At 71.3% G+C, this 21,678-nt stretch carries 25 protein-coding genes; 8 read left to right on the top strand and 17 right to left on the bottom strand.

What is annotated here, in order from left to right; translation table 11 throughout:
- Positions 1-15: 15 nt before the first annotated feature.
- Positions 16-576 (bottom strand): 16S rRNA (guanine(966)-N(2))-methyltransferase RsmD, encoded by a 561-nt coding sequence (rsmD, locus tag BSY19_RS10995; protein WP_069054205.1) that lies wholly within the window; start codon positions 574-576, stop codon positions 16-18.
- Positions 577-586: 10 nt separating this feature from the next.
- Positions 587-2,755, bottom strand: a complete 2,169-nt coding sequence (locus BSY19_RS11000; RefSeq protein ID WP_171905127.1) for a pseudouridine synthase — start codon at positions 2,753-2,755, stop codon at positions 587-589.
- A 131-nt stretch (positions 2,756-2,886) separates the two neighbouring features.
- Here BSY19_RS11000 and BSY19_RS11005 point away from each other — a divergent pair, with 131 nt between their 5' ends.
- Positions 2,887-3,351, top strand: coding sequence for a nucleoside deaminase (locus BSY19_RS11005; protein WP_069054206.1), 465 nt, complete (start codon positions 2,887-2,889; stop codon positions 3,349-3,351).
- A 16-nt stretch (positions 3,352-3,367) separates the two neighbouring features.
- Here the strand turns inward: BSY19_RS11005 and BSY19_RS11010 are convergent, their stop codons facing one another.
- Entirely contained in the window at positions 3,368-3,739 is a 372-nt protein-coding gene (locus BSY19_RS11010) for a hypothetical protein (protein ID WP_069054207.1), read from the bottom strand.
- 432 nt (positions 3,740-4,171) lie between these two features.
- Here BSY19_RS11010 and BSY19_RS11015 point away from each other — a divergent pair, with 432 nt between their 5' ends.
- Positions 4,172-4,579: a peptidoglycan L,D-endopeptidase MepK gene (locus tag BSY19_RS11015; RefSeq protein WP_069054208.1), complete on the top strand. Its 408-nt coding sequence runs from the start codon at positions 4,172-4,174 to the stop codon at positions 4,577-4,579.
- 19 nt (positions 4,580-4,598) lie between these two features.
- Here BSY19_RS11015 and BSY19_RS11020 read toward each other — a convergent pair whose 3' ends face one another.
- Entirely contained in the window at positions 4,599-5,342 is a 744-nt protein-coding gene (locus BSY19_RS11020; RefSeq protein ID WP_069054209.1) for a sulfite exporter TauE/SafE family protein, read from the bottom strand.
- A 104-nt stretch (positions 5,343-5,446) separates the two neighbouring features.
- Here BSY19_RS11020 and BSY19_RS11025 point away from each other — a divergent pair, with 104 nt between their 5' ends.
- Positions 5,447-6,190: an ArsR/SmtB family transcription factor gene (locus BSY19_RS11025; RefSeq protein ID WP_069054210.1), complete on the top strand. Its 744-nt coding sequence runs from the start codon at positions 5,447-5,449 to the stop codon at positions 6,188-6,190.
- On the opposite strand, the gene BSY19_RS11030 is transcribed toward BSY19_RS11025, so the two are convergent.
- The 5 genes from BSY19_RS11030 to purD all read right to left on the bottom strand — a co-directional run bounded on the left by BSY19_RS11030 (position 6,150) and on the right by purD (position 9,989).
- Complete coding sequence (locus tag BSY19_RS11030) at positions 6,150-6,998, bottom strand: patatin-like phospholipase family protein (protein WP_069057009.1); 849 nt, start codon at positions 6,996-6,998, stop codon at positions 6,150-6,152. The genes BSY19_RS11025 and BSY19_RS11030 overlap by 41 nt on opposite strands.
- A gap of 81 nt (positions 6,999-7,079) precedes the next feature.
- Complete coding sequence (locus BSY19_RS11035; RefSeq protein WP_069054211.1) at positions 7,080-7,994, bottom strand: alpha/beta fold hydrolase; 915 nt, start codon at positions 7,992-7,994, stop codon at positions 7,080-7,082.
- On the bottom strand, positions 7,991-8,401 hold the full coding sequence (locus BSY19_RS11040) for a type II toxin-antitoxin system VapC family toxin (RefSeq protein WP_069054212.1): 411 nt from the start codon (positions 8,399-8,401) through the stop codon (positions 7,991-7,993). The genes BSY19_RS11035 and BSY19_RS11040 overlap by 4 nt, the downstream gene beginning before the upstream one ends.
- Complete coding sequence (locus tag BSY19_RS11045) at positions 8,398-8,649, bottom strand: type II toxin-antitoxin system VapB family antitoxin (protein ID WP_069054213.1); 252 nt, start codon at positions 8,647-8,649, stop codon at positions 8,398-8,400. Before BSY19_RS11045 ends, BSY19_RS11040 begins: the two co-directional genes overlap by 4 nt.
- A 59-nt stretch (positions 8,650-8,708) precedes the next feature.
- Positions 8,709-9,989, bottom strand: a complete 1,281-nt coding sequence (gene purD, locus BSY19_RS11050) for a phosphoribosylamine--glycine ligase (RefSeq protein ID WP_069054214.1) — start codon at positions 9,987-9,989, stop codon at positions 8,709-8,711.
- 112 nt (positions 9,990-10,101) lie between these two features.
- Between purD and xseA the strand changes: the two genes are divergently transcribed.
- Positions 10,102-11,691 (top strand): exodeoxyribonuclease VII large subunit, encoded by a 1,590-nt coding sequence (gene xseA, locus BSY19_RS11055; protein ID WP_069054215.1) that lies wholly within the window; start codon positions 10,102-10,104, stop codon positions 11,689-11,691.
- Between the two features lie 12 nt (positions 11,692-11,703).
- Here the strand turns inward: xseA and BSY19_RS11060 are convergent, their stop codons facing one another.
- Positions 11,704-12,582, bottom strand: coding sequence for a dienelactone hydrolase family protein (locus BSY19_RS11060; protein WP_236840510.1), 879 nt, complete (start codon positions 12,580-12,582; stop codon positions 11,704-11,706).
- Between the two features lie 61 nt (positions 12,583-12,643).
- Between BSY19_RS11060 and BSY19_RS11065 the strand changes: the two genes are divergently transcribed.
- Positions 12,644-12,859 (top strand): DUF2093 domain-containing protein, encoded by a 216-nt coding sequence (locus tag BSY19_RS11065; RefSeq protein WP_083247894.1) that lies wholly within the window; start codon positions 12,644-12,646, stop codon positions 12,857-12,859.
- Here the strand turns inward: BSY19_RS11065 and lpxK are convergent.
- From lpxK to BSY19_RS11090, 5 genes are all read right to left on the bottom strand, one after another.
- Positions 12,830-13,855: a tetraacyldisaccharide 4'-kinase gene (gene lpxK / locus BSY19_RS11070; RefSeq protein ID WP_069054217.1), complete on the bottom strand. Its 1,026-nt coding sequence runs from the start codon at positions 13,853-13,855 to the stop codon at positions 12,830-12,832. The genes BSY19_RS11065 and lpxK overlap by 30 nt on opposite strands.
- Positions 13,855-15,159, bottom strand: a complete 1,305-nt coding sequence (locus BSY19_RS11075; RefSeq protein WP_069054218.1) for a 3-deoxy-D-manno-octulosonic acid transferase — start codon at positions 15,157-15,159, stop codon at positions 13,855-13,857. Before BSY19_RS11075 ends, lpxK begins: the two co-directional genes overlap by 1 nt.
- Positions 15,156-15,908: a lysophospholipid acyltransferase family protein gene (locus BSY19_RS11080; RefSeq protein WP_069054219.1), complete on the bottom strand. Its 753-nt coding sequence runs from the start codon at positions 15,906-15,908 to the stop codon at positions 15,156-15,158. Before BSY19_RS11080 ends, BSY19_RS11075 begins: the two co-directional genes overlap by 4 nt.
- A 19-nt stretch (positions 15,909-15,927) precedes the next feature.
- Complete coding sequence (locus BSY19_RS11085; RefSeq protein WP_069054220.1) at positions 15,928-16,161, bottom strand: DUF4170 domain-containing protein; 234 nt, start codon at positions 16,159-16,161, stop codon at positions 15,928-15,930.
- Between the two features lie 127 nt (positions 16,162-16,288).
- Positions 16,289-17,116 (bottom strand): 3'(2'),5'-bisphosphate nucleotidase CysQ, encoded by an 828-nt coding sequence (locus BSY19_RS11090; protein ID WP_069054221.1) that lies wholly within the window; start codon positions 17,114-17,116, stop codon positions 16,289-16,291.
- 247 nt (positions 17,117-17,363) lie between these two features.
- Here BSY19_RS11090 and BSY19_RS11095 point away from each other — a divergent pair, with 247 nt between their 5' ends.
- The gene (locus tag BSY19_RS11095; RefSeq protein ID WP_083247533.1) at positions 17,364-17,885 is read left to right on the top strand and encodes a DUF6101 family protein; all 522 of its coding nucleotides are present in this window, start codon (positions 17,364-17,366) and stop codon (positions 17,883-17,885) included.
- 5 nt (positions 17,886-17,890) lie between these two features.
- Here the strand turns inward: BSY19_RS11095 and ubiA are convergent, their stop codons facing one another.
- The gene (gene ubiA, locus BSY19_RS11100) at positions 17,891-18,871 is read right to left on the bottom strand and encodes a 4-hydroxybenzoate octaprenyltransferase (protein WP_083247534.1); all 981 of its coding nucleotides are present in this window, start codon (positions 18,869-18,871) and stop codon (positions 17,891-17,893) included.
- Between the two features lie 18 nt (positions 18,872-18,889).
- Positions 18,890-19,351 carry a hypothetical protein gene (locus tag BSY19_RS11105; protein ID WP_069057013.1) on the bottom strand — a complete coding sequence of 154 codons (462 nt, stop codon included), beginning with the start codon at positions 19,349-19,351 and terminating at the stop codon, positions 18,890-18,892.
- A 233-nt stretch (positions 19,352-19,584) separates the two neighbouring features.
- Here BSY19_RS11105 and BSY19_RS11110 point away from each other — a divergent pair, with 233 nt between their 5' ends.
- Together BSY19_RS11110 and BSY19_RS11115 are read left to right on the top strand one after the other, a co-directional pair.
- Entirely contained in the window at positions 19,585-20,328 is a 744-nt protein-coding gene (locus BSY19_RS11110) for a 16S rRNA (uracil(1498)-N(3))-methyltransferase (protein WP_069054222.1), read from the top strand.
- Between the two features lie 160 nt (positions 20,329-20,488).
- A complete protein-coding gene (locus BSY19_RS11115) occupies positions 20,489-21,658 on the top strand; it encodes a carboxylate-amine ligase (protein WP_069054223.1) in 1,170 nt (389 codons plus the stop codon).
- Positions 21,659-21,678 lie beyond the last annotated feature (20 nt).

A 21,678-nucleotide genomic window follows, 5' to 3' on the forward strand; every position in this document is an offset into this window, starting at 1 on the left:
AAAAAAGCGTCGCGTTCAAGCCGCCTGCAGGATCAGAACCTGCGTCTCCCCGTACTCCCGCCGCTCCAGCAATTCGAACCCGTCGGGCAGGGCGATCTCGACATCGCCAGCTTCCTCCAGGATCACCAGCGCGCCGGGTGCCAGCCATCCGCCGTCGCGGGCCGAGGCGAGTGCTGTCTCGCCGAGGCCCTTGCGATAGGGCGGGTCGCAGAACACGACCGCGAAGGGGTCCATGGCGCTGATCGGGCCGAGCTTGCTCGCGTCGCGCCGGAAGACGCGGCTGTGGCCGGCGAGCCCGAGCGCCATCTGGTTCTCGCGGATCAGCCCGCGCGCCTCGGTGCCATCGTCGACGAGCAGCGCGAAGGCGGCGCCGCGCGACAGCGCCTCGAAGCCGAGCGCTCCGGTCCCGGCGAAGAGGTCGAGCACGCGCGCGCCGTCGAGCGGGTCGTCATAGGCATGGGCGAGCACGTTGAAGAGGGATTCGCGCAGGCGGTCCGAGGTCGGGCGGATGGTCCCGATCCCCGGCTTGGGGCCGGCCAGCGCCCGCCCGCGCAAACGTCCGCCGACGATCCGCATCGGCAAGCCGTCAGTCCCGCTTGCCGCCGGAGCGCGGCCCCTTGGCCCCGCCGCCGGGGCGGCCACCACCCGGACGTCCACCGCCGCCCGGCTTGCCGCCGAAGGGCCGGCCGCCACCCGGCTTGCCACCGGGCTTGCCGCCGAACGATTTGCCGCCACCGGGCTTGGCGCCGAAGGGCTTGCCCCCGCTGCGCTCGCCGCTGCGGCCCGCGGGCCGTTCGCTGGAGCGCGCCGCATAGCTGCGCTTGGCGCCGCCCGGAGCGTCGTCGGAACGACGCGGCGGACGCTCGCCGCCCTCGCGCGGCGCCCTCTCGGGCCTGTCGCCGCGGGGCGCGCGGTCGGGCCGCTCGCTGTATGGCCTGTCGCCGCCGGCTCTCTCGGGTCTCGGCGCCCGCGCGGGACGCTCCGTGCGCGGCCCGGCATCCTGCCACGGCCGCTCCTGCGTGCGGTCGCGCTCGCCGCCTTCAATGCGGGGGCGGCGGGCCGGACGCTCGCTGCTGCTGGCGCGTTCAGCTGCGCGGGGCTGGCGCGCCTCCGCGGCGTTTCGCTCGCCGCGCTCGCTGCGCGGCAGGCGGTCGGGCCTGCGCTTCGGGTTGACGCCTTCGCGCGCCGGGCGCTCCGCACGTTCCTCGCGGGGCGGGGCGCCGACACGCTCGACCAGCACGCGCCGGCCCTTGGGATCGGCGATCGCCTTGTCGCGGCGGCGCACCACCTCGCCGCTGGCCTCGCGCGTCTGGCGCTCGGCCCTGGGGTCGGCGCCGCGGCGCGGCGGGGCCTTGCGCTCGCGCTGCGGCTCGGCCTCGGCATCGCGCCAGACGGTGCGCTTCCACGGCTTGTCGCTGCGATCGTCGAGCGAGGGCGTGCGCACGGCGTCGCTCTTCCAGCGCTCGGGTTTGCCATCCGACTCGTCGCCCTCACGCTTGCGCCGCGGGCGGTCCTCGCCGCTGGGCGCAGCCTTGCTCACGGGAGGTCTCGGCGGGGCCGGCGGCAGCTCGTCGCGGCGCGGCGCCTCGAAATCGACGCCGGCCTTGGCCATCAGCTCCTCGCCGAGCTGGTCCTTCAGCACGCGCGAGCGGATCTCGTCGACCTCGCCCTCGGGCAGGTCGGCGAGCTGGAACGGCCCGAACGAGACCCGGATCAGCCGGTTCACGTCGAGGCCGAGATGCTCGAGCACCGTCTTGACCTCGCGGTTCTTGCCCTCGCGCAGATCGACCGTCAGCCAGGTGTTGGAGCCCTGCTGGCGCTCGAAACGCGCCACCACAGGTCCATAGGACACGCCGTCGATGGTGACGCCGTCGCGCAGCGTGTCGAGCCTGTCCTGCGTCACCGAACCGAAAGCGCGCACGCGGTAGCGCCGCAGCCAGCCCGTCTCCGGCAGTTCCAGCATGCGGGCCAAGCCGCCGTCATTGGTCAGCAGCAGCAGGCCCTCGGTGTTGATGTCGAGTCGCCCGATCGAGAGTACGCGCGGCAGATCCTCCGGCAGCGCGTCGAACACCGTCGGCCGGCCTTCGGGATCATGGTTGGTCGTCACCAGCCCGCGCGGCTTGTGGTAGAGCCACATCCGCGTGCGCTCGCGCGCCGGCAGCGGCTCGCCGTCGATCAGCACGACATCGTCGGGGCCGATATCCAGTGCCGGGCTGTCGATCACGCGCCCGTTCACGCTGACGCGGCCTTCGAGGATGATCGCCTCGCTGTCGCGGCGCGAGGCGACGCCGGCGCGCGCCATCACCTTGGCGATGCGCTCGGGCTCCTGGATCAGCGAGGGCAGCAGCTTGGCCTCGGGCGCCGGGGCCTCCTCGCGGGCGCGCCGCGGACGGGCCGGGCCGTCGGAACGGGGACGGTCGAAGCGGGGCTTGTCGAAGCGCTTGGGCCCGGCGCCGGTTCCGCCCGCACGCTCGCCACGGGGCGCAAAGCCCTCGCGCGGCGGGCGGCTCGCACTGCGCTCGCCATCGGGGCGGGCCCGGAACGGGCGCGCCGGGGCGTCCGCCCGCGCCGGACGCTCGGCACTGTCGCTGCGGCCACGGAACGGCTTGCGCTCGCCGCCGGCCGATGCGCCGGGACGCGGCCCCTTGCCGCCGAAGCCGCCGCCATCGCGGCCACCACCGGACCCGCCGCCGCGTCCGCCGGTTCCACCGCCCTTGCGCGGGCCCCGGCTTTTCTGATTGTTGTCGTCGCTCATGATGGCTCCTGAGCGTGCCGCGGCGAACGCGACGGGCGCGGTCGCAAACGCAGGCAGGCTCGAAAACTGAGGTATAGCCGGCGCTTGTAGCAGAGCGTCCCTGCGCCTGCGAGCGCCAAAACGGAGGTCCCATGCCGCAATTGCGCACCGTCCCGGCGCCCGATCCGATGGCGCTTGCCTTCGACGAGGCGCGCGCCGCCGCCGCGCGCGGCGAGGTGCCGGTCGGCGCTGTCGTGACCCGCGACGGCGTCGTGCTCGCGCGCGCCGGCAACCGGACGCTGGAGCTGAAGGACCCGACGGCCCATGCCGAGATGCTGGCGCTCCGGCTGGCCTGCGAGGCGCTGGGCTCCGAGCGCCTGATCGGCTGTGATCTCCACGTGACGCTCGAGCCCTGCCCGATGTGTGCGGCGGCGATCTCCTTCGCCCGGATTCGCCGGCTCTATTTCGGCGCCGGTGATCCCAAGGGCGGGGCGGTCGAGAACGGCGTCCGGCTCTATGCCAGCCCGACCTGCCACCATCAGCCGGAGGTCTATGGCGGCCTGCGCGAGAGCGAGGCGGCGGCGCTGCTGCGCGATTTTTTCAAGGACCGCCGCTGATCTCCGGGGGGCCGGTTCAGCCAGCCAGAGGCTGCCGGGCGCTTTCGACGTGTCCGCGATCGGCCGGGACATCGGCCTTGGGCCGGGCGGCACCGTCGAGCTGCAGCGCGAGTGCGTCCACCGCGGCCAGGGCCTCGCGCCGTGCGGCTTCGCTCTCGGCGACCGGCACCTGCGCATAGAGCGCCCGTGCGAAGACGGCGATCCGGGTCACGGCGAGATAGGTCGCGTCCTCCAGAGCGGCGGATATCGTGACGAAGCGCAGCACGTTTTCGAGATGTTTCTCGGCCGCGGGGCCGAGGGTCTTGGCATTCAGCGCGCCGGCCCTGAAGACCGCGCTGCGCAGGGTTTCGATCTCCGACGTCAGATAGTTCTGCACCTCGTCAGGCATGGGCGCCTCCGCGACGGAACGTCTGTAAACAACCCCTTACCATGGGAAATCGCGCCCTTCCCGCGTCGACCGGCCGGGCAGTTAGCCGCGGGTCAACGCAAACCCGACAATCCGCATGGATGAGGCTGGGGTCGCTCCGGCGAGGAGCCGGGCCCGGCGCTCGCGGCAGGGTGTGATGGAGGAGGGCAGAGCGACCGTGAGGGATCGTATAGAGGCATGGACCAGCGGTCCTTTGGAAAGGTTATGGTCGCTGGGAGATCGTCCATCGTGGGCCCGATGACAAGAGGTTCAGATCATCCGAATCGGCCATGCCTTGCTTTTGCCTTGTCAGCGGTCTAGTGGTGCCCTCGAACCGCTCAGCCAGACCATGTGATGGTGGCTTGAGCCTTCCACTCTCCCCCTCACGTCAGGTTAGTAATGCGTTGTATTGTGATGGCCGTGATCTTCACGGTCGCTGTGCCTGTGCTTGCGCGAGCGGACGCCGCGCTCGAGAAAGTCTCCTTCCAGCCCCAGGTCAAAGGACTGCGCTGCCTCAAGGCCGAAACCGTCACCATGATCCGGGAACTGGTCGAGAAGATCGGCCCGATTCAGATCACCTCGACCTGCGGCGGACGCCACGCCCGCAACTCCCAGCACTACCGGGGCAACGCCATCGACTTCCGTCCCCTGGCGACGACGCCGCGCAAGGCCGCCGCGGTCGCCAAGACCCTCGAGGCCGTCGGCGGCGTCGGCTCCTATTCGAACGGCCTCGTCCATGTCGATGTCGGGGACCGCGAATTCGCCTGGTTCGGCACCAAGCGCGGCAATCGCCGCCTCGCCTACAACACACGCGGCCGCTGAGGCCCCGGCGCGGCCGGCGTCAGCCGGCCGCGCGCAGCACCAGATAGCTGCCGAGCGCGAGCAGCCCGGCGAAGAAGCAGAGCCGGAAGGCCTTCGCCGAGATGCGGGCGCGGATGGCCGTTCCGGCCGCCATGCCGGCGAGCGCCGGCAGCAGCGCCAGGCCCGACTGCAGCGCCACGCGCGGATCGAGCGCACCCGCCTGCAGCAGTCCGACCGCCAGAGCCAGTGTCGAGACCAGGAAGGACAGGCCGAGCGCCTGCACGAGTTCGTCCTTGTCGAGGCCCAGCGCCTGCAGATAGGGCACGGCCGGCAGCACGAAGACGCCGGTGGCCGCCGTGGCGATGCCGGTGGCGACGCCCACGAGCGGCCCCAGCCAGCGCTCGAATCCGGCCGGCACGCGCAGCTTCGCGGCCTTCAGCCCGACCAGCGCATAGAGCACCAGCGCGATGCCGAGCCAGAGCGTGGCGGAGCCATCCTTCTGCCGCTCGATCAGTCCCGCGCCCAGCCAGGTGCCGCCGCAGATGCCGGCCAGCATCGGCCACAACCGGACGACGCAGCGGCGCAGGCCGGGCCCTGTCGCGAGCTGCCAGCCATTGGTGACGAGGTTGGGCACGACCAGCAGCGCGGCCGCCTGGGCCGGCGCCATCACCACGCCCAGGATGCCGACCGCGATCGTCGGCAGGCCGAGCCCGATGACGCCCTTGACGAAGCCGGCGAGCAGGAAGGTCGCCGCGATGAAGAGAATGAGGCCGCTGTCGATCATGCGCCCTTGTCGCACTGCCGCCATGTCTTGTCGCGGCGCGATGTTACGGCGAGCGCCGTAGCATTCGCGCTTGCCTGGGGAGCCGGCCGGAGCATCATGCCCCGATGAACACGCGCGGCCCCTACCTCGCCGAGATCGCCAGCCTGATGGGGGATCCCGCGCGCGCCAACATGCTGCATGCGCTGATTGATGGCCGGGCGCTGACGGCCAAGGAGCTCGCCTTCCTCGCCGGTGTCGCCCCGCAGACCGCCAGCGGGCATCTGGCGCGGCTGCTGCAGGGCGGCCTGCTCGCCGTGACGGTGCAGGGCCGCCATCGCTATCACCGCCTCGCCGGTCCCGAGGTCGCCCAGGCGCTCGAAGGATTGATGGTGCTCGCCGGCGCTGGGACCGGAGGGCGGCGCCTGCCTGCCCGCGTCGGCGCGGAATTGAGCCAGGCGCGCACCTGCTACGACCATTTCGCCGGCCGGCTCGGCACCGCCATCCACGACGCGCTGGTGGCGGGCGGGCATCTCACGGTCGCCGAGGGCGGCTACGGCCTGACGGCTTCGGGCGAGGGCGTCTTCGCCGCGCTCGGGATCGTCCTGCCGGACAGGCCTCCGCGCCGCGCGCTCCTGCTCCCCTGCCTCGACTGGAGCGAGCGCAGGCCGCATCTCGCGGGGCATCTCGCCGCCGCGCTGGCCTGCCGCTGCTTCGAGACAGCCTGGGTCCTGCGTCGCAAGGACAGCCGCGCGGTGACGCTGACGCAGGCGGGACGGGCGGCCCTTGCCGCCGCTCTGCCGGGCTTCGTCTGCGACGCGCCGGAGCCGGTCAGCCGCGAGCGTCCAGAGCCTGCGCCAGCCTGCGCTTGACCTCGTCCTTCACCGGCTCGGCAGCGTCGAGAATTGCCTTGGCCTTGAAGAAATCGAGCCCGCCGATGCCGTCGGCCCCGGCGCGGATCAGGATGTCCGGGGGCTGGCGCTCGATCATGCGCTGCACGATGGTCCGCGTCAGGATCTGGCTGACGCCGAGCATCGCCTCCAGCGGGCTCGGAACCCGGGTCTCGCTGATGGTGGCGGGCGCACTGGTGTCGACCGCCATGACGATCCGGCCTGGCGCCATCAGCCGGTCATAGGGCAGGGGATTGATCGCGCCACCGTCGATCAGCACGCGGCCCTCGATCACGACCGGCCGGATCAGCCCGGGGATCGCCAGCGAGGCCGCGACCGCCGGCGTCAGCGGGCCCTTGCCCAGCGCAACCTCGGAATGGAGATGATAATCGGTCGCCGTCGCCAGGAAGGGCGTCTTCAGATCCTCGAAACGGTCCGGCACGGCCTCGGGCCAGAACAGGTCGAGCATCCGCTCGCCGTCGATCAGGACGGGGTTGCCGAGCCCGCGCATCAGGTCGGTGAACTTGCCGACGCGGGCATCGAGCAGCCGCGCGATCACCTTGGCCCGGTCGCGGAAGGCCATGGTCACATGCTCGCGCAGCTCGCGGCCCGACAGTCCGGCGGCATAGGCGGCGCCGATGATCGCGCCCATCGAGCAGCCGGCGATCAGCGTCGGGCGCAGGCCGAGTTCGTCGAGCGCTTCCAGCACCGGGATATGGCTGAGGCCACGGGCGCCACCGGCCCCGAGCACGAGGGCGAGTTCGGGCTGGCCGGGCTTCGGCTGCCGCATCACGGCTCCGTCATGCGGCGTCGTGTCGGAAGAGCGAGGCTGGCTGCGCGGCATCACCAAGATCTGGCCCTTCGCCCCGTTTCAGGCAATGGGCTGCGACAGGAAGGGCGCGAGCGCCGCCAGGGTCGCCTCCGGGTTCTCCTCGGGGAGGAAATGGCCGCTTTCGATCGCCGTCCCTTCCGCCTGCGGTGCGAAGGTCTCGCGCCAGATCGCGAGCGGGCTCGCGCCCTTGGCGGGGATGCCGGCCTCGCCCCACAGGATCAAGGTCGGGCAGAGGATGCGGGTGCCCGCTGCGAGATCGACCCGGTCATGCTCGACATCGGTGGTCGCGCCGGCGCGGTAGTCCTCGCAGGCGGCATGGATCCGGGCGGGGTCGCTGAAGGATTCGCCATAGGCCTGCATCGCCAGCGGGTCGAACAGCGCGAGCGATTTCGCCCGGGTCCAGCTCGCGATGGTGTGGTCGAGCCAGCCCAGCGGATCGCCCTTGATCAGGTTTTCCGGCACCGGCTCGGGCTGGGCGAGGAACGTCCAGTGATAGACCTGCATGGCCCGGCCGGCATTCATGCCATCCCACATCGAGACCGTCGGCAGGATGTCGAGCAGCGCCAGCCTCTCGACGCGGCCGGGATGGTCCAGCGCCAGGCGGTAGGCGACGCGCGCCCCGCGGTCATGGCCGACGACGGAAAAGCGCAGATGCCCGAGCGCCTGCATCACCGCGACGATGTCCTCGCCCATGGCGCGCTTGGTGTAGGTCTCGCGTCCACCATCGCCATGCGGCGCCATCGACCAGCCATAGCCGCGCAGATCCGGGCAGACCACGGTGTGGGTCCTGGCCAGTTCGGCGGCGATCCTGTGCCATTCGGCATGGGTCTGCGGAAAGCCGTGGATCAGCACGACCGGCGGCCCCTCGCCGCCGACACGGGCGAAGATCTTGCCGACGGGCCCGCTGATCCAGCGGCCGGAGAAACCCGGGAAGAGGCTGTCGAGATTGCTCATGGGCGGGCTCCGGTCGCGGCAGCCGAGACGATGTCGGTATGGCTGAAATCATTGCCCTTGTAGAGCAGCGGTGCATTCAGCGATTTGGCGAGCGCGTAGGAGAAGCAGTCGCCGAGATTGAGGCTGGCCGGGTGGCGGCCCTTGCCGAAGCGAACGAAGGCCTCAGACGCAAGGCGGGCTTGCTCCAGATCCAGCACTGCGGGCCGGACCTTGAGGTCGTCGAAGAGGGCCTCCACTGCGTGCAGCGGCGTCGCGGCGCGTTTGCCGATCAGGACCATGACGCATTCAGTGAAGGTGACGGCAGAACAGTGACAGTCGGACGTCTCGGCCAGCACTCTTTGGAAAAGGACCGCCTCCGGCTCGCCAAAAGCGATCGCGATGATGGCCGAACTGTCGGCGACGATCACGCTGGCAGTCCATTTTCATCATAGCCGAGGATCTCATCGGCTGTCCGGTTATCCGTCACCGGATAGGAGCGAAGACGCGCCAACGTTTCCTCGAGCTTGACGAGATCGATGCGCGCTTCGCCACGCGGGAGCTGAGCCAGTTCGCGCTCCGCGGCGAAACGCACCGCGTCCTTGATCGTGCGCCCCGTGCGCGCCGCGAGTTCCCGGACGATGCGGTCCGTCTCGGCATCCTTGATCAGGATCGCCACCGAAGCCTCCGTATATATCGAGTCGCGCTCTGTATATATAAACGATTGCTCCGCGCTTGTCAGCCTTCGCGCTCGCGCTTGACCGCCTGCCAGCCGATGTCGCGGCGGCAGAAGCCCTCCGGCCAGTCGATCGCATCGACGCCGCGATAGGCGCGCGCCTGGGCCTCGCTCACCGTCTTGCCCAGCCCCACGACGTTGAGCACGCGCCCGCCGCTGGCGACGAGATCGGTCGCGCTCTGCTTCGTGCCGGCATGGAAGACGAGCACGTCGTCGAGCGCCGCCGCCTTGTCGATGTCCCTGATGACGCTTCCGGTCTCCGGCTTGCCCGGATAGCCGCGCGCGGCCAGCACCACTGTCAACGCGGCCTCGTCCGACCAGCGCAGTGTGATGTTGTCGAGCACGCCGTCGCAGGCCGCCAGCAGCGCTGGCACGATGTCGCTCCTCAGCCGCGGCATCAGCACCTCGCATTCGGGATCGCCGAAGCGGACATTGTACTCGATCAGCTTCGGCCCCTGCGCGGTGATCATCAGCCCGGCGAACAGCACGCCCTGGAATGGCGTCCCGCGTTGCGCCATCCCGGCCAGCGTCGGCGCGACGATCTCCTTCATCACCCGCGCTTCCATGGCGGGTGTCATGATGGGCGCCGGCGAATACGCGCCCATGCCGCCGGTGTTGGGGCCGGTGTCGCCATCGCCGACGCGCTTGTGGTCCTGCGCCGAGGCGAGCGGCAGGGCGTTCGTCCCGTCGCAGAGCGCGAAGAAGCTCGCCTCCTCGCCGATCATCCACTCCTCGATCACGACCTCGGCTCCGGCTGCGCCGAGCCCGCCGCCAAACATCATGTCTATGGCCTCGTTCGCCTGATCGAGCGTCTCCGCCATCACCACGCCCTTGCCGGCGGCGAGCCCGTCGGCCTTGATCACGATCGGTGCGCCCTTCGCCGCGACATAGGCCTTGGCCGAAGCCGCGTCCGCGAAGCGGCCGAAACCGGCAGTCGGGATGCCAAACTCGGCGCAGAGTTCCTTGGTGAAGGCCTTCGAGCCTTCGAGCTGGGCTGCGGTCTTCGAGGGGCCGAAGACCTTGAGGCCGGCCGCCACGAGATCGTCTGCGAGGCCGGCGACCAGCGGACCCTCGGGCCCGACGACGACCAGCCCGATGCCCTGCAGCTTGCAGAAGGAGGCGACGGCGCCGTGGTCGGCGATGTCGAGGACGACATTCTCCCCGCATTGCGCGGTGCCGGGGTTGCCGGGCGCGATGAAGAGCCGGTCGCAGAGCGGCGAGGCCGAGATCGCCCAGGCCAAAGCATGCTCGCGGCCCCCCGATCCGATCAGAAGAATCTTCATCGTCGTTTCAATCCGCGGGGCTGGGTGGGCCAAAGGGTCGGGTGGGCAATAGCCGTCGCGCGACGCGACGGCAACGCTTCTGCGGCCGGGCCGGCGCCGCTATGGTCGCGCCATGGACAGCGAATCGCCCAAGCCCGTCGGCAACACGCCCGAATGGTCGGTCTCGGACCTCTCCGGCGCGCTCAAGCGCACGCTGGAGGATGCCTTCGGCTTCGTGCGCGTGCGCGGCGAAATCTCGGGCTATCGCGGGCCCGTCGGCTCCGGCCATGTCTATTTCTCGCTGAAGGACGCCAACGCCAAGATCGACGCGGTGATCTGGAAGGGCGTCTTCGGCCGGCTGAAGACGCGGCCGCAGGAAGGGCTGGAGGTCATCGCGACCGGCAAGATCACCACCTTCGCCGGCAAGTCGAGCTACCAGATCATCATCGATTCCATCGAGCCAGCCGGCATCGGCGCGCTGATGGCGCTGCTCGAGGAGCGCCGCAAGCGTCTGGCCGCCGAGGGGCTGTTTGCGGAGGAGCGCAAGCAGCTCATCCCCTATCTGCCCCGCGTCATCGGCGTCGTCACCTCGCCGACCGGCGCCGTCATCCGCGACATCCTGCACCGTCTGGAGGATCGCTTTCCCCGCCATGTCCTGGTCTGGCCAGTGCGGGTGCAGGGCGAGACCAGCGCGGCCGAGGTCGCCGCCGCCATCGCCGGCTTCAACGCCCTGCCCGAGGGCGGGCGCATCCCGCGGCCGGACGTCATCATCGTCGCGCGCGGCGGCGGCTCGCTCGAAGACCTGATGGGCTTCAACGAGGAGATCGTGGTGCGCGCGGCGGCCGCCTCGCTGATCCCGCTGGTCTCCGCCGTCGGCCACGAGACCGACGTCACCCTGATCGACCACGCCGCCGATCTGCGTGCGCCGACGCCGACCGGCGCGGCCGAGAAGGTCGTGCCGGTACGCGCCGAGTTGATGAGCCTCGTCGCCGATCTCGCGCGCCGCCAGGCCGGTGCGATGCGCCGCCTCTCCGACCGTCGCCGCAGCGACCTGCGCGCGCTCGCCCGTGCTTTGCCGGGGCCGGAAGCCGTTCTGTCGGGGCCGCGCCAGCGGCTCGATCTCGCCTCGACCCGGCTCGCCCCGGCGCTCGCAGCCAACGCCCGCAAGCACGAACAGAAGCTTGGCCTCGCCGCCCAGCGCCTCGTGCGTCAATCGCCGCTGGCGCGGCTCGCGGCGCTTCGGGCCCGGCTCGAAGGCTATGGGCGCGTGCTGGCGCAGGCGCGCAACGCGGCACTGTCCGCCGAGAGCCGACGCATCGTCGACGCTCGGCGGCGACTGCAGGAACTCGAGCAACGTGCAGCAAAGGCCTTGGCCCGCGGCGTGGCCCAGCGCGGCGAGCGGCTTCCGGCACTGGAAGCGCGGCTGCAGCGCGCGTTCGCGCAGAGCCTGTTGCGTCGCCGCGAGCGCTGGCGGTCTTCGGTTGCGCTGCTCGCCTCGCTCGGCCCCGACGCGGTTCTGGCGCGCGGCTATGCGCTGGTGCGCGACGAGGCCGGCGCCCTGATCCGCGATCCGGCACAGCTGCGCTCCGGCCAGGCGCTCGGCGTGCAGGTCGCGGGCGGACGCTTCGGCGTGGTCGTGGGAGGTGGTGGGGAGGGGCCCGCCCGTCCGGCCCGTCCCGCCCGGCGTGATGGGCCGAAGGCGGGCCAGGGCGACCTGTTCTGACCGGGGCCGGTCTCAGAGCCCCTTGAGGAACGCCTTGACCCGCTTGATCGCATCCTCGCGCGCCTCCGGATTGGTGCCGACTGTCGCCTTGCCGGTGCCGGTCGCGGAGAAGGCGATGTCGCTGCGCTCCTTCACCTCCAGCCGCGGATGGTCGAAGTCATGCAGCGCGCCCGGATAGATCACGATCTCGACCTTCTCGCCGCGGCCTCTCGCGGCCTTGGCGAGATAGTCGCAGGGGCCGGGCGGGGTCCAGTCGTCCGCGTCACCGACGAGCATCAGCAGCGGCAGCCGCGCCATGAAGCTGGTCGACTCGGACTGCACCCGGCAGCCCGGATAGAAGGCGATCGCCCTGGCGAAATCCGGCTGCTCGTCGGCCGGCCGGCGGTCCTTGCGGATGGCGGCCAGCACGCTGGAGCCGCCGCCGGACCAGCCGAGTAGGGCGATCCGCTCGGGTCGGACGTCGCTGCGTGCCTGCAGCCAGTGCCGCGCGGCGGCCGCATCCGCGACGCGTTCGCGGCTGGCCCGCACGGTGACCTCCTTGACGCCGCATTGCGAGCCCAGCCGGCGCGAGCCGTAGCTGTCCGGCATCAGGACGACATAGCCCTCCGCCGCGAGGCGCTCGCCCCAGTCGGAATGGCGCAGCGAGAGCTTGCCGCTTTCCCGGAACAGGCCGCCGCAGCCATGCAGGGCGACGACGGCCGGGAACGGCCCCGGACCCTTCGGCCGGTAGAGCACGGCGTCGAGATCGCCGTCATAGCTCGGCAGGCGCACCCGCTCGTAGCCGCCGGCCAGCGCGGCGCCGGCCAGCAGCGACAGCCCCGCGATCGCCGCGGCGAGGCGCGCGGCGCAGGCAATCACAAGGCTGGACTTCGTCGGGCGCAGCGCTATCACGGGACGGGATTATCCCGGCATTGCGTGCGCGGATCAACGGTTTAGATATATCGTCATGAACATGAGCGATCGCCCCCCGATGCCGGGGCCCGAAGCGGCCCTCGATTACGGCCATGGCGAGTTCCGAGTCGTGCGTCCGGGCGGCTTCGTCCGCTGCGCGGTGACCGGCGCGCCGATCCGCCTCGAGGACCTGCGCTACTGGTCGGTGGACTGGCAGGAGGCCTATGCCTCGCCCGAGGCGGTCCAGCTAAGGCTGCGCCGCGCCGGCCGGGGCTGAGGGCGCCGCCGCGGCTCCCGCCACCAGCGCGGCCATCGACTCCGGCTCGTCGAGGACGAGCCTCACCGGCACGCAGAGCAGGCGCCCGCGCTCGGAATCCGGCCAGAGCGGTGCGAGCTTGACCATGTCCTTCTCGGTCGTCGCGACCAGGCTGTCGTAGAGGGTCGCTTCCGCGACGATCGCGGTGACCTCGTCCGCCGTATAGGGATGATGGTCGCCAAAGGCGCGCTCGGCCACGATCCGCGCCCCCGCATCCCGCAGCGTCCCAGCGAACTTGTCGGGCCGCCCGATGCCGGAGACCGCCAGCACGGGTTGCCCGCTCAGCCGGGCGCTGGCCTCGGCCGCCGGCTCGAGCCGCGCGGTCAGGCAGGCGATCCCGCGCCGGCCCGCCGCCACCGCGACGGCCTCGCCGGCCGCTCCCGGGCCGATGACGAGCACCGTGTCGATTTCGCCGAGTTGTCCGTCGAGCGGCGCGCGCAAGGGCCCCGCGGGCAGGCACAAGCCGTTGCCGACACCCGCGGCGCCGTCCACGACGGCGAGCCGCCAGCGCTTGGAGAGGCTCGGATTCTGCAGGCCGTCATCCATCACGATGACGCTGGCGCCCAGCGCCCGGGCGAGGCTCGCCCCGGCGACGCGGTCCCGCGCCACCACGGTGCGGGCATGGCGTGCCATCAGGAGCGGCTCGTCGCCGACGGCGCGCGCCGCATGGTGCTGCGGATGGACCTCGACCGGCCCGCGCAGCGAGCCGCCATAGCCGCGCATCAGGACGAAGGGCGTCTCGCCGCGCTGCGCCAGCATGTCGGCGAGCGCGATGGCGGTCGGCGTCTTGCCGGCACCGCCGGCGACGAAGTTGCCGACGCAGATGACGGGCACCCCGCAATCGGCGCCCGGCCGCCGCATCCGCCGCAGCGTGATCGCGCCATAGACCCATCCGATCGGGGAGAGCAGCCAGGCGAACAGGCCAGGCGGCCGCCACCAGAAGGCGGGCGCCCGCATCAGGCGGCGCCGTCGCGCTGGCCGAGCGCCATCCGCATCAGCAGGGGCTCGAGCGCCTGGATCGTCCGGTTGAGGGCGCCGCCGAGTTCGGCGCTGGTCTGGGCGGCGGCCCGCGCGGCCTGGCGCGCACTGGCGGGGTCGCTCAGCCAGCGATGCACCGCTCCGGCCAACGCCTGCGCATCGGCGACCTCGCGCGCTCCGCCGCCGGCGTCGAAGGCGGCGAAGATCTCGGCGTTGTTGTGGACGAAGGGGCCGTGCAGCAGCGCACAGCCGAGCTTGGCCGGCTCGATCGGATTGTGCCCGCCGATCATCGGCACCAGCGAGCCGCCGAGATAGGCCACCTGCGAGAGCCGGTAGAACAGGCCGAGTTCGTTGACGGTGTCGGCGATGTAGAGCTCGGTGTCGCGCTCCGGCATCTGGCCGGCGGCCCGGCGCGCGAGGGCGATGCCGTTGGCCTCGGCCAGTGCCTCGATCTCGATGCCGCGCTGCGGATGGCGCGGCGCGATGATCGTCAGCAGATGGGGCAGGTAGGGCTTGATCGCGAGATGGGCGGCGATGACCTGCTCTTCCTCGCCCGGATGCGTGCTGGCGGCGACCCAGACCGGACGCCCCGTCGTCAGCCCGTCGAGGATCGCCAGCGTATCGGCGTCGGCGGGCGGGGCGGGCACGTCGAACTTCAGGTTGCCGGCGACGCTGACGCGCGGCGCGCCGAGCTGCGCCAGTCGCTCCGCATCGCCCTGCGACTGGGCGAGGCAGGATTCGAAGCAGGATAGCAGGAAGCGCGAGGTCCGCGGCGCCTTGTACCAGCGCGCGAAGGAGCGCTCGGACATGCGGGCATTGACCAGGACCAGCGGCACCTCGCGTCGACGCGCCTCGACCAGGAGATTGGGCCAGATCTCCGACTCGCAGATCAGCCCGAGCGAAGGCCGCCAGTAGTCGAGGAAGCGACGCATGTAGCGGGGAACGTCGAGCGGAAGATACTGGTGGATCACGCCGGCTGGCAGCCGTGCCGCCAGAAGCGTCGCCGAGGTCACCGTGCCGGAGGTCACGAGCACGGTCAGCCCGCGCTTCTGCAGCCGCGCCACCAGCGGCAGCAGCGTCACGGTCTCGCCGACGCTGGCACCGTGGAGCCAGACGAGGGGGCGGTCCGGCCGGCGCACGCCCGGATAGCCGCGCCGCTCGGCCAGACGCGTCGGATCCTCCTTGCCGCGGCGACGACGCCAGAGCAGCAGCCCCGCCGCCGCCGGCTCGAGCAGGCCGGTCAGCAGCCGGTAGCCGGAGAGGATCGCGCCCTTGCCGCTCACGGCGCTGCTCCTGGCGCCGCGCCTTCGGCGGCGAGCCGTGCCTGCCGCAGCCCGGCGCCGGGATCCTGCGCACCGACCAGCGCATAGGCGCGGGCATGGACGGCGTCGAGGCCGGCTTCCAGCGCCAGCCGCGCCGCCTCGCAGGTGGCCTCGTCGGCCTCGCGCGCGACATGGATCGCCTCGCCGACGACGATCGCCCCGCGGCCGAAGGGCAGGCCGATCGAGGCCCGGTCCCAGCTCTTGAAGTCGATGCGCCGGCTCGTCACCACCGCGATCGGGTGCAGCGGGCGCCCGGAGGCCCGCGCGAGCTGGATGATCCCCGGCCCGACGATGCGGGCGCGCTTGGGGATGTCGGCGGTCAGCACCATGGTCTCACCGGCCTTGAGCCGCTTCAGCATGGCGAGGAAGGCGCTGGCGCCACCCTTCTCGCGGATCTTCTTGCCGAGCGCGCCCGAGCCGCGGATCGCGCCGATGCCGAGCTGGCGCAGCGCGACCGCGTTGAAGCCGCCATCGCCATGGCGCGAGACCAGCGAGCAGGCCGGCATCCAGTCCGGTCGCGAGAACGGAATCATGATGTGCTGGCCGTGCCACATCGCGATGATCAGCGGCAGCTCCGGGCGCACGCGCTCATAGATGTCCGCCGGCTCGACGACGAAGCGGTTGGTGCGCTGCACGAGGCGCAGATACCCGGCCAGCATGCGGCCGAGCGCTTCCTGCGCCACGCGCGTCTTGAGAATCGAAAAGCCCATGAAGCTGGCGTCGAACCCTTCAGGTGTCGGGGTCGAGCAGGCGGTGGAGATGCACGATGAAATAGCGCGTCTGCGCCTGGTCGACGGTCGCCTGGGCCTTGGCCTTCCAGGCGGTATGGGCGCTCGCATAGTTCGGGAACACGCCGACCACGTCGAGCTTGGAGAGGTCCTTGAAGGTCACGCCCTCGAGGGAGCTGAGCTCCCCGCCGAAGACGAGATGAAGAAGCTGTTTCTGTTCCGGTTCCGCCGCCATTGATCCCTCCAGCCCATGCTGTTGCCTGCGCGAACAGCGCGGCACCAGTTAAGCCATCCCTGTCCGCGGCGCGAGTGCCCAGCGCCGCCGGTTGGGCAGTCACCGCTGCAAAACGCGCAAAAAGATGTCAGAGGCGCTGGGGCTGCGTGTCCCGCAACCGCTGCATCGCCGAGAGCAGGGGCACCGATAGCCCGGTGCCGCTGGCGACCAGCACGCCGTGGACCGGCGTCGCCCGGTTGTAGACCACCGTCTCGCCCGCGCCGCCGCTCATCGTGCCCCCCGCCTCGCGCAGGATCAGATCGGCGGCGGCGAGGTCCCAGTCGCGCGCATCCGCGGAAATGAGCCCGGCGTCGATCGAGCCGTCCGCGATCCGCGCGAGCCGGAGCGCGAGCGAGGGAATCTTGTCGACCGGCTCGAAGGGCTCGATCCGCGCCAGCGCGTCGAGCATCGGCTTGGGGCCGGCGATCCGGGCGGTGCCGAGGCTGCCGAGTCGCGAGGTGGCGATGGCGGCGCCGTTCTTCTGCGCTCCGCCGCCGCGCAGCGTCGTATAGGTCGCCGCGCTCGCCGGCGCGTGCACCACGCCCAGGACCGGCTCGCCCTCGTCGAGCAGGGCAACGCAGACCGCCCAGTCCGGCGAGCCGCTCATATAGGCGCGCGTGCCGTCGATCGGGTCGACGACCCAGACGAAGCGGCGCGACAGCCGCAGCGCGTCGTCCACCGTCTCCTCCGAGAGCCAGGCGGCTTCCGGCAGCAGCACGGAGAGCCGGATGCGCAGGAAGGTGTCGACGCCGATGTCGGCCTCGGTGACCGGAGAGCCGCCACTCTTGGACCAGGTCCGGGCGGCGGTCTTGGCGCCGGGCCGGAACAGATCGCTGGCGATGGCGCCCGCCTCGAGGCAGCTTTCGCGCACGGCCCTGAGCAGATCCGGTGCGATGGGTAGCGGGGGCGTGCTCATGCGCGTTCCCTACGGATGGCAGCGGCGCGCTTCAAGGAAAAATGCGCCTGCGGGCCGAAAGACTCCGTCAAGCATCATGCAGGAAACAGACCATCCAGAGGCCCCGAAAGGCCCGAACACGCTCCTTTAACCCAACCGCTTAAGCGCTCGGAGACGCCTGAGACGCAATCTCGACCTGCAAGCACGAGAGCCCCGGTCTTCACAGAGGACTCCGTAGCAGCAGGGATTACAGAGAGGCGTCAAATCCATGGCCAGAGTCACGCCGGCCGCCGGGGAGTTCGGCTTCATGCCGCAGCTTCCCGGCAGCGCGACCGACCCGACGATCGTTCCCCGCAATCCGATGCCAGCGCAGCCGGACGGTCCGCGCATCGAGCGGATCGGCTCCGTCCGCATCCTGCGCGGCGCGGCCGGATGGCGCGGCGTTTCGCTGCGGTTGGCCCATGCCACGGGCGACGACCAGCTGTTCCAGCTCGCCCTGACGGCCGGTGACGGCCGCTCGATCACGGTCGCGACCGTGGACGAGGCCGATGCCGTGGCGCTGTGGCGCGACTGCGGCCGCGCGAGCGGCATGACGCTGCTGCTCGAAACCAGCGATGGCCAGATTTCGGAGCCGTTTCCGCAGATCGGCCCGCTCGCGCTCGGCCCGATCCGCGTCAGGCGCCGGCATTCCTTCCTGAACGGGCGCCGGCCGCGCTTCCTCGTGCGCCGCAAGACCGGCCGGCTCGCCGAGCGGCCGGTCGTCGTCGCCGGAGAGCGGCTGACGGACTGAAATCCTCAGAAGAGGTGGCGGCCGAGCGCATCGAGCGCAAAGCCCGCCGCCAGCAGCAGGCCGGCATGCCAGTTCGAGCGGAAGAGCGAGAGCGCGACCGGCGCGCTCGCCCCCTTGAGCTTGGACACCTGCCAGCCGAGATGGCCCGCGAAGGCGGCAAGCCCGGCGAAGGCGATCGGGCCGCCGCCCGCACTCCAGGCGGCTGAGCCGGCCAGCACGACCGCCAGCGCAAAGCACAGAGCGATCGCCTCCCGACCATGCGCGCCGAAATAGCGCGCGCTCGACTTGATGCCGGCGATGACGTCGTCCTCGATGTCCTGCATCGCGTAGATCGTGTCGTAGCCGACGGTCCAGACGACCGCCGCCGCATAGATCAGGAAGGCCGGCGCATCGAGCCGCCCGAAGACGGCGCTCCAGCCGAGCAGCCCGCCCCAGGAAAAGGCCAGCCCCAGCACGAACTGGGGCATGTTGGTGATCCGCTTCATGAACGGGTAGATCGCGACGATCGCCAGTGAGGCGATGCCGGCGGCGATGGTGAAGCGGTTGAACTGCAGCAGCACCGCCAGCCCGACGAAGGACAGCCCCACCATGAACAGCGCGGCGGCCTTGGGCGTGACCTGGCCCGAGGGCAGGGGGCGGCCGCGCGTCCGCGCCACCTGCGCGTCGAGCTTGCGGTCGACGATGTCGTTGAAGGTGCAGCCTGCGCCCCGCATCACGACGGCGCCGATCAGGAAGAGCAGGCAATGCCAGGGGTTCGGGAAGGGCGATCCCGAGGCGATCGCGGCCAGGCCCGCCGCCCACCAGCACGGCAGCAGCAGGAGCTGCCAGCCGATCGGCCGTTCGATCCGGGCGAGCTTGAGAAAGGACCGCAGCCGACGCGGTGCGCGCGTATCGACCCAATGCCCGGTCAGGGCATCGGGCAGGGGAGCGTCCGGGGGCGGCGTCTCAGGGGGCGTGAGGGGCTGCCCGGGCGCCGGAACCGACATGGCGAAAGCAGGCCCGGCTCAGAGCGCGCCCTGCGGAATGCGCATGCCGCCGCCGGTGATCGCGTCGCCGCCGGCGAAGGGGTTGCCCGCGCCCTGCGCCTGCTGCTGGGCGCGGCGCATCATCTCGGCCTGCTGCTTCACCGCGTTGCAGGCCTGGGTGCGGACGGTCGCCGCCTTCTGGTTGTCGGCCTTCATGCCCTCGATGAAGGAGGGCGGAATCTGGCACCAGTCCTGGTTGTCCGTCGCGAACTTGACCGTGTTCGCGCCATTGCTGACGAGCCGGTTCATCGTGCTGCAGGCCTGTTGCGGGGTCAGCTTGCGCTTGGATTTCTGCGCCGCATTGAGCGAGGCGACGAGCGACTGCCGCTCCTGGAGCAGCGTCTGCATCTTCTCGCAGCCCGAGGCCTGCGCGCGGGCGGGGGCGGCATCGATGAGCGCGGCCGCCGCGAGGCCCATCGTCGCGATCAATCCGGAAGCCATCCTGCGCCGCATCTCGTTTCCGCTCCACATCCTGCGCGGGCGACAAGCCCTCGCGGTTTCCTTAACAGCAAGCCCGTGTTAGCGCCAAGGTCCTTTGCGCGCCGTGCCGGCACGGGGCCCTCGCCACGCAACCGTGCCGATACTCCGCGAATGTGGCGGTTTTGGCGTTGGTGCGGCCGGTTCGGCTGCGGCGAGGGGCCAGGACGCCTGCTGCGACGAAAGCGCTCGAACCGATGCCCATCCCCGATTTCGCCCGCCACCGGCTGTTTCTGGAGCCCGCGCTCGCGCAGGGCGCCCGCCTTCCCCTCGAGCGCGAGCAGGCGAATTACCTTTTGTCCGTCCTGCGCATGAAGCAGGACGACACCGTCCTCGTCTTCAACGGTCGCGACGGCGAATGGCTCGCCGCCATCTCGGTCGAGGGGCGCAAGCAGGCGAGCCTCACCCTCGTCAGGCAGACCAGGCCGCAGCCGCCGGCGCCGGATCTGCACTATCTCTTCGCCCCGCTCAAACATGCGCGGCTCGACTACATGGCCCAGAAGGCGGTCGAGATGGGGGCCGGCGTGATCCAGCCCGTGCTCACCCGCCGCACCCAGGTCTCGCGCCTCAATCTCGACCGCATGCGCGCCAATGCGGTCGAGGCGGCCGAGCAATGCGGCATCCTCAGCCTGCCCGAGATCCGGGCCGAGCGCCCGCTCGAGGCCGCGCTCGAGGCGCTGGAGCCGGAGCGGCTGCTGGTCTTCTGCGACGAGGCGATGGCGCAGGCGAGCCCCGTGGCGGCCCTGGCTCAGGCGCAGCCCGGCCCGCTCGCCGTGCTGATCGGCCCCGAGGGTGGCTTCGACGAGGGCGAGCGGCAGCGCATTCTGGCGCGTCCCGGCACGCTGCCGATCTCGCTCGGCCCGCGGATCCTGCGCGCCGACACCGCGGCGGTCGCCGCGCTCGCCCTGGTGCAGGCCATCCGGGGCGACTGGCCGCGCTGAGATCGGAGCGGGGGGCTGCGTTCCGCGTTCGGACGGGGCGGGACGCATTCTCGACTCAATCGAGGGCAGTCTGGCGCGCTGATCTTGCCGCTGGCGGGTGTGCGATTCGTCGCTGCCGGGCGCTGGCGAGCCACGCCCCCCGAGCGACGAGGATGAGAGCATGGACGCCAGCTGCCGCTTCGGCATCGAGGAAGAGTACTTTCTGTCCGATGCGGCCAGCCGCGGGATCGTGCGCAAGGTCTCGCCCGCCTTCATCGCGGCCGCTCAAGAAGCCTTTCCGGACGAAGTGCAGCGCGAGATGCTGCAGTCGCAGATCGAGGTGGCGACGCCGGTCTGCAGCTCGATGGCGCAAGCGCGCCGGGCCCTGATGACGCTGCGCACGGGGCTGGCCGGCCTGGCGCTCGAGCACGACATGCTGCTTCTGGCCTGCGGAACCCATCCCAGCGCCGCCTGGTCGCGCCAGCACGCGACCGACGCCTCCCGTTATGATGCCCTCATGCGCGATCTGCAGATGCTGGGCAGCCGCAACCAGCTCTGCGGGCTGCATGTCCATGTCGAGGTGGCGGACGAGGACGAGCGCATCCGGCTGATGGCCCGCATCATGCCGTTCCTGCCGCTGCTGCTGGCGCTCTCGACCTCCTCGCCCTTCTGGCAGGGCCGCCGGACCGGGCTCATGGGCTACCGCCTCGCGGCCTATGGCGAGCTGCCGCGAACGGGCCTCCCCGATCTCTTCGCCGATCCCGCGGATTACCGCGCCTATGTCGACACCATGGTCGCAGCCGGCGCGATCAAGGATGCGAGCTATCTCTGGTGGGCGATCCGCCCGTCGGACCGGCATCCGACGCTTGAATTGCGGATCGCGGACAGTTGCACGCGTCTCGACGACACGCTCGCCATCGCCGCGCTCTATCGCTGCCTCGTCCGCCACTTGCTGCTGCGGCCGGCGCTCAACCGCGACCTGACCGCCGCCTCGCGGGCGATCGCGGCGGAGAACCTCTGGCGCGCGCAGCGCTACGGCATCCATGGCGGACTGGTCGACGAGGCCAGCCGCGGCATGCGCAGCGTGCCGAGCCTGCTGGAGGACCTCGTCGCGCGCCTCGCCGAGGACGCGCAGGCGCTGGACTGCGCCGCCGAGCTGGAGGCCTGCCGCGCGATCGCAGCGCAGGGCACGAGCGCGGACGTCCAGCTCGCGGTCTATGAGGAGGCGCGCGCCCGCGCCGGCGGACCGGCGGCGGGCCTCGCCGCCGTGATCGACTGGATCGCATCCGAGACCCGGCTCGACCGGACCGGCTGGGGACGGGGAACGCAAGACGGGCCCGGCACGGCCTGAACCCGCGGGGAGCCCTGCGC

It is taken from the genome of Bosea sp. RAC05 (assembly GCF_001713455.1).
Classification (GTDB): Bacteria; Pseudomonadota; Alphaproteobacteria; order Rhizobiales; family Beijerinckiaceae; genus Allobosea.

Bases quoted from the DNA above. Each gene is read 5' to 3' on its own strand.
- BSY19_RS11105 (WP_069057013.1), bottom strand. From the start codon at position 19,351: ATGGCTTCCGGATTGATCGCGACGATGGGCCTCGCGGCGGCCGCGCTC.
- BSY19_RS11085 (WP_069054220.1), bottom strand. From the start codon at position 16,161: ATGGCGGCGGAACCGGAACAGAAACAGCTTCTTCATCTCGTCTTCGGC.
- BSY19_RS11010 (WP_069054207.1), bottom strand. From the start codon at position 3,739: ATGCCTGACGAGGTGCAGAACTATCTGACGTCGGAGATCGAAACCCTG.
- BSY19_RS11110 (WP_069054222.1), top strand. From the start codon at position 19,585: ATGCCCATCCCCGATTTCGCCCGCCACCGGCTGTTTCTGGAGCCCGCG.
- BSY19_RS11065 (WP_083247894.1), top strand. From the start codon at position 12,644: ATGAGCGATCGCCCCCCGATGCCGGGGCCCGAAGCGGCCCTCGATTAC.
- lpxK (WP_069054217.1), bottom strand. From the start codon at position 13,855: ATGCGGGCGCCCGCCTTCTGGTGGCGGCCGCCTGGCCTGTTCGCCTGG.
- BSY19_RS11005 (WP_069054206.1), top strand. From the start codon at position 2,887: ATGCCGCAATTGCGCACCGTCCCGGCGCCCGATCCGATGGCGCTTGCC.
- BSY19_RS11095 (WP_083247533.1), top strand. From the start codon at position 17,364: ATGGCCAGAGTCACGCCGGCCGCCGGGGAGTTCGGCTTCATGCCGCAG.
- BSY19_RS11035 (WP_069054211.1), bottom strand. From the start codon at position 7,994: ATGAGCAATCTCGACAGCCTCTTCCCGGGTTTCTCCGGCCGCTGGATC.
- BSY19_RS11020 (WP_069054209.1), bottom strand. From the start codon at position 5,342: ATGATCGACAGCGGCCTCATTCTCTTCATCGCGGCGACCTTCCTGCTC.
- ubiA (WP_083247534.1), bottom strand. From the start codon at position 18,871: ATGTCGGTTCCGGCGCCCGGGCAGCCCCTCACGCCCCCTGAGACGCCG.
- BSY19_RS11090 (WP_069054221.1), bottom strand. From the start codon at position 17,116: ATGAGCACGCCCCCGCTACCCATCGCACCGGATCTGCTCAGGGCCGTG.
- rsmD (WP_069054205.1), bottom strand. From the start codon at position 576: ATGCGGATCGTCGGCGGACGTTTGCGCGGGCGGGCGCTGGCCGGCCCC.
- BSY19_RS11030 (WP_069057009.1), bottom strand. From the start codon at position 6,998: ATGCGGCAGCCGAAGCCCGGCCAGCCCGAACTCGCCCTCGTGCTCGGG.
- BSY19_RS11080 (WP_069054219.1), bottom strand. From the start codon at position 15,908: ATGGGCTTTTCGATTCTCAAGACGCGCGTGGCGCAGGAAGCGCTCGGC.
- BSY19_RS11000 (WP_171905127.1), bottom strand. From the start codon at position 2,755: ATGAGCGACGACAACAATCAGAAAAGCCGGGGCCCGCGCAAGGGCGGT.
- BSY19_RS11025 (WP_069054210.1), top strand. From the start codon at position 5,447: ATGAACACGCGCGGCCCCTACCTCGCCGAGATCGCCAGCCTGATGGGG.
- BSY19_RS11115 (WP_069054223.1), top strand. From the start codon at position 20,489: ATGGACGCCAGCTGCCGCTTCGGCATCGAGGAAGAGTACTTTCTGTCC.
- BSY19_RS11015 (WP_069054208.1), top strand. From the start codon at position 4,172: ATGGCCGTGATCTTCACGGTCGCTGTGCCTGTGCTTGCGCGAGCGGAC.
- purD (WP_069054214.1), bottom strand. From the start codon at position 9,989: ATGAAGATTCTTCTGATCGGATCGGGGGGCCGCGAGCATGCTTTGGCC.
- xseA (WP_069054215.1), top strand. From the start codon at position 10,102: ATGGACAGCGAATCGCCCAAGCCCGTCGGCAACACGCCCGAATGGTCG.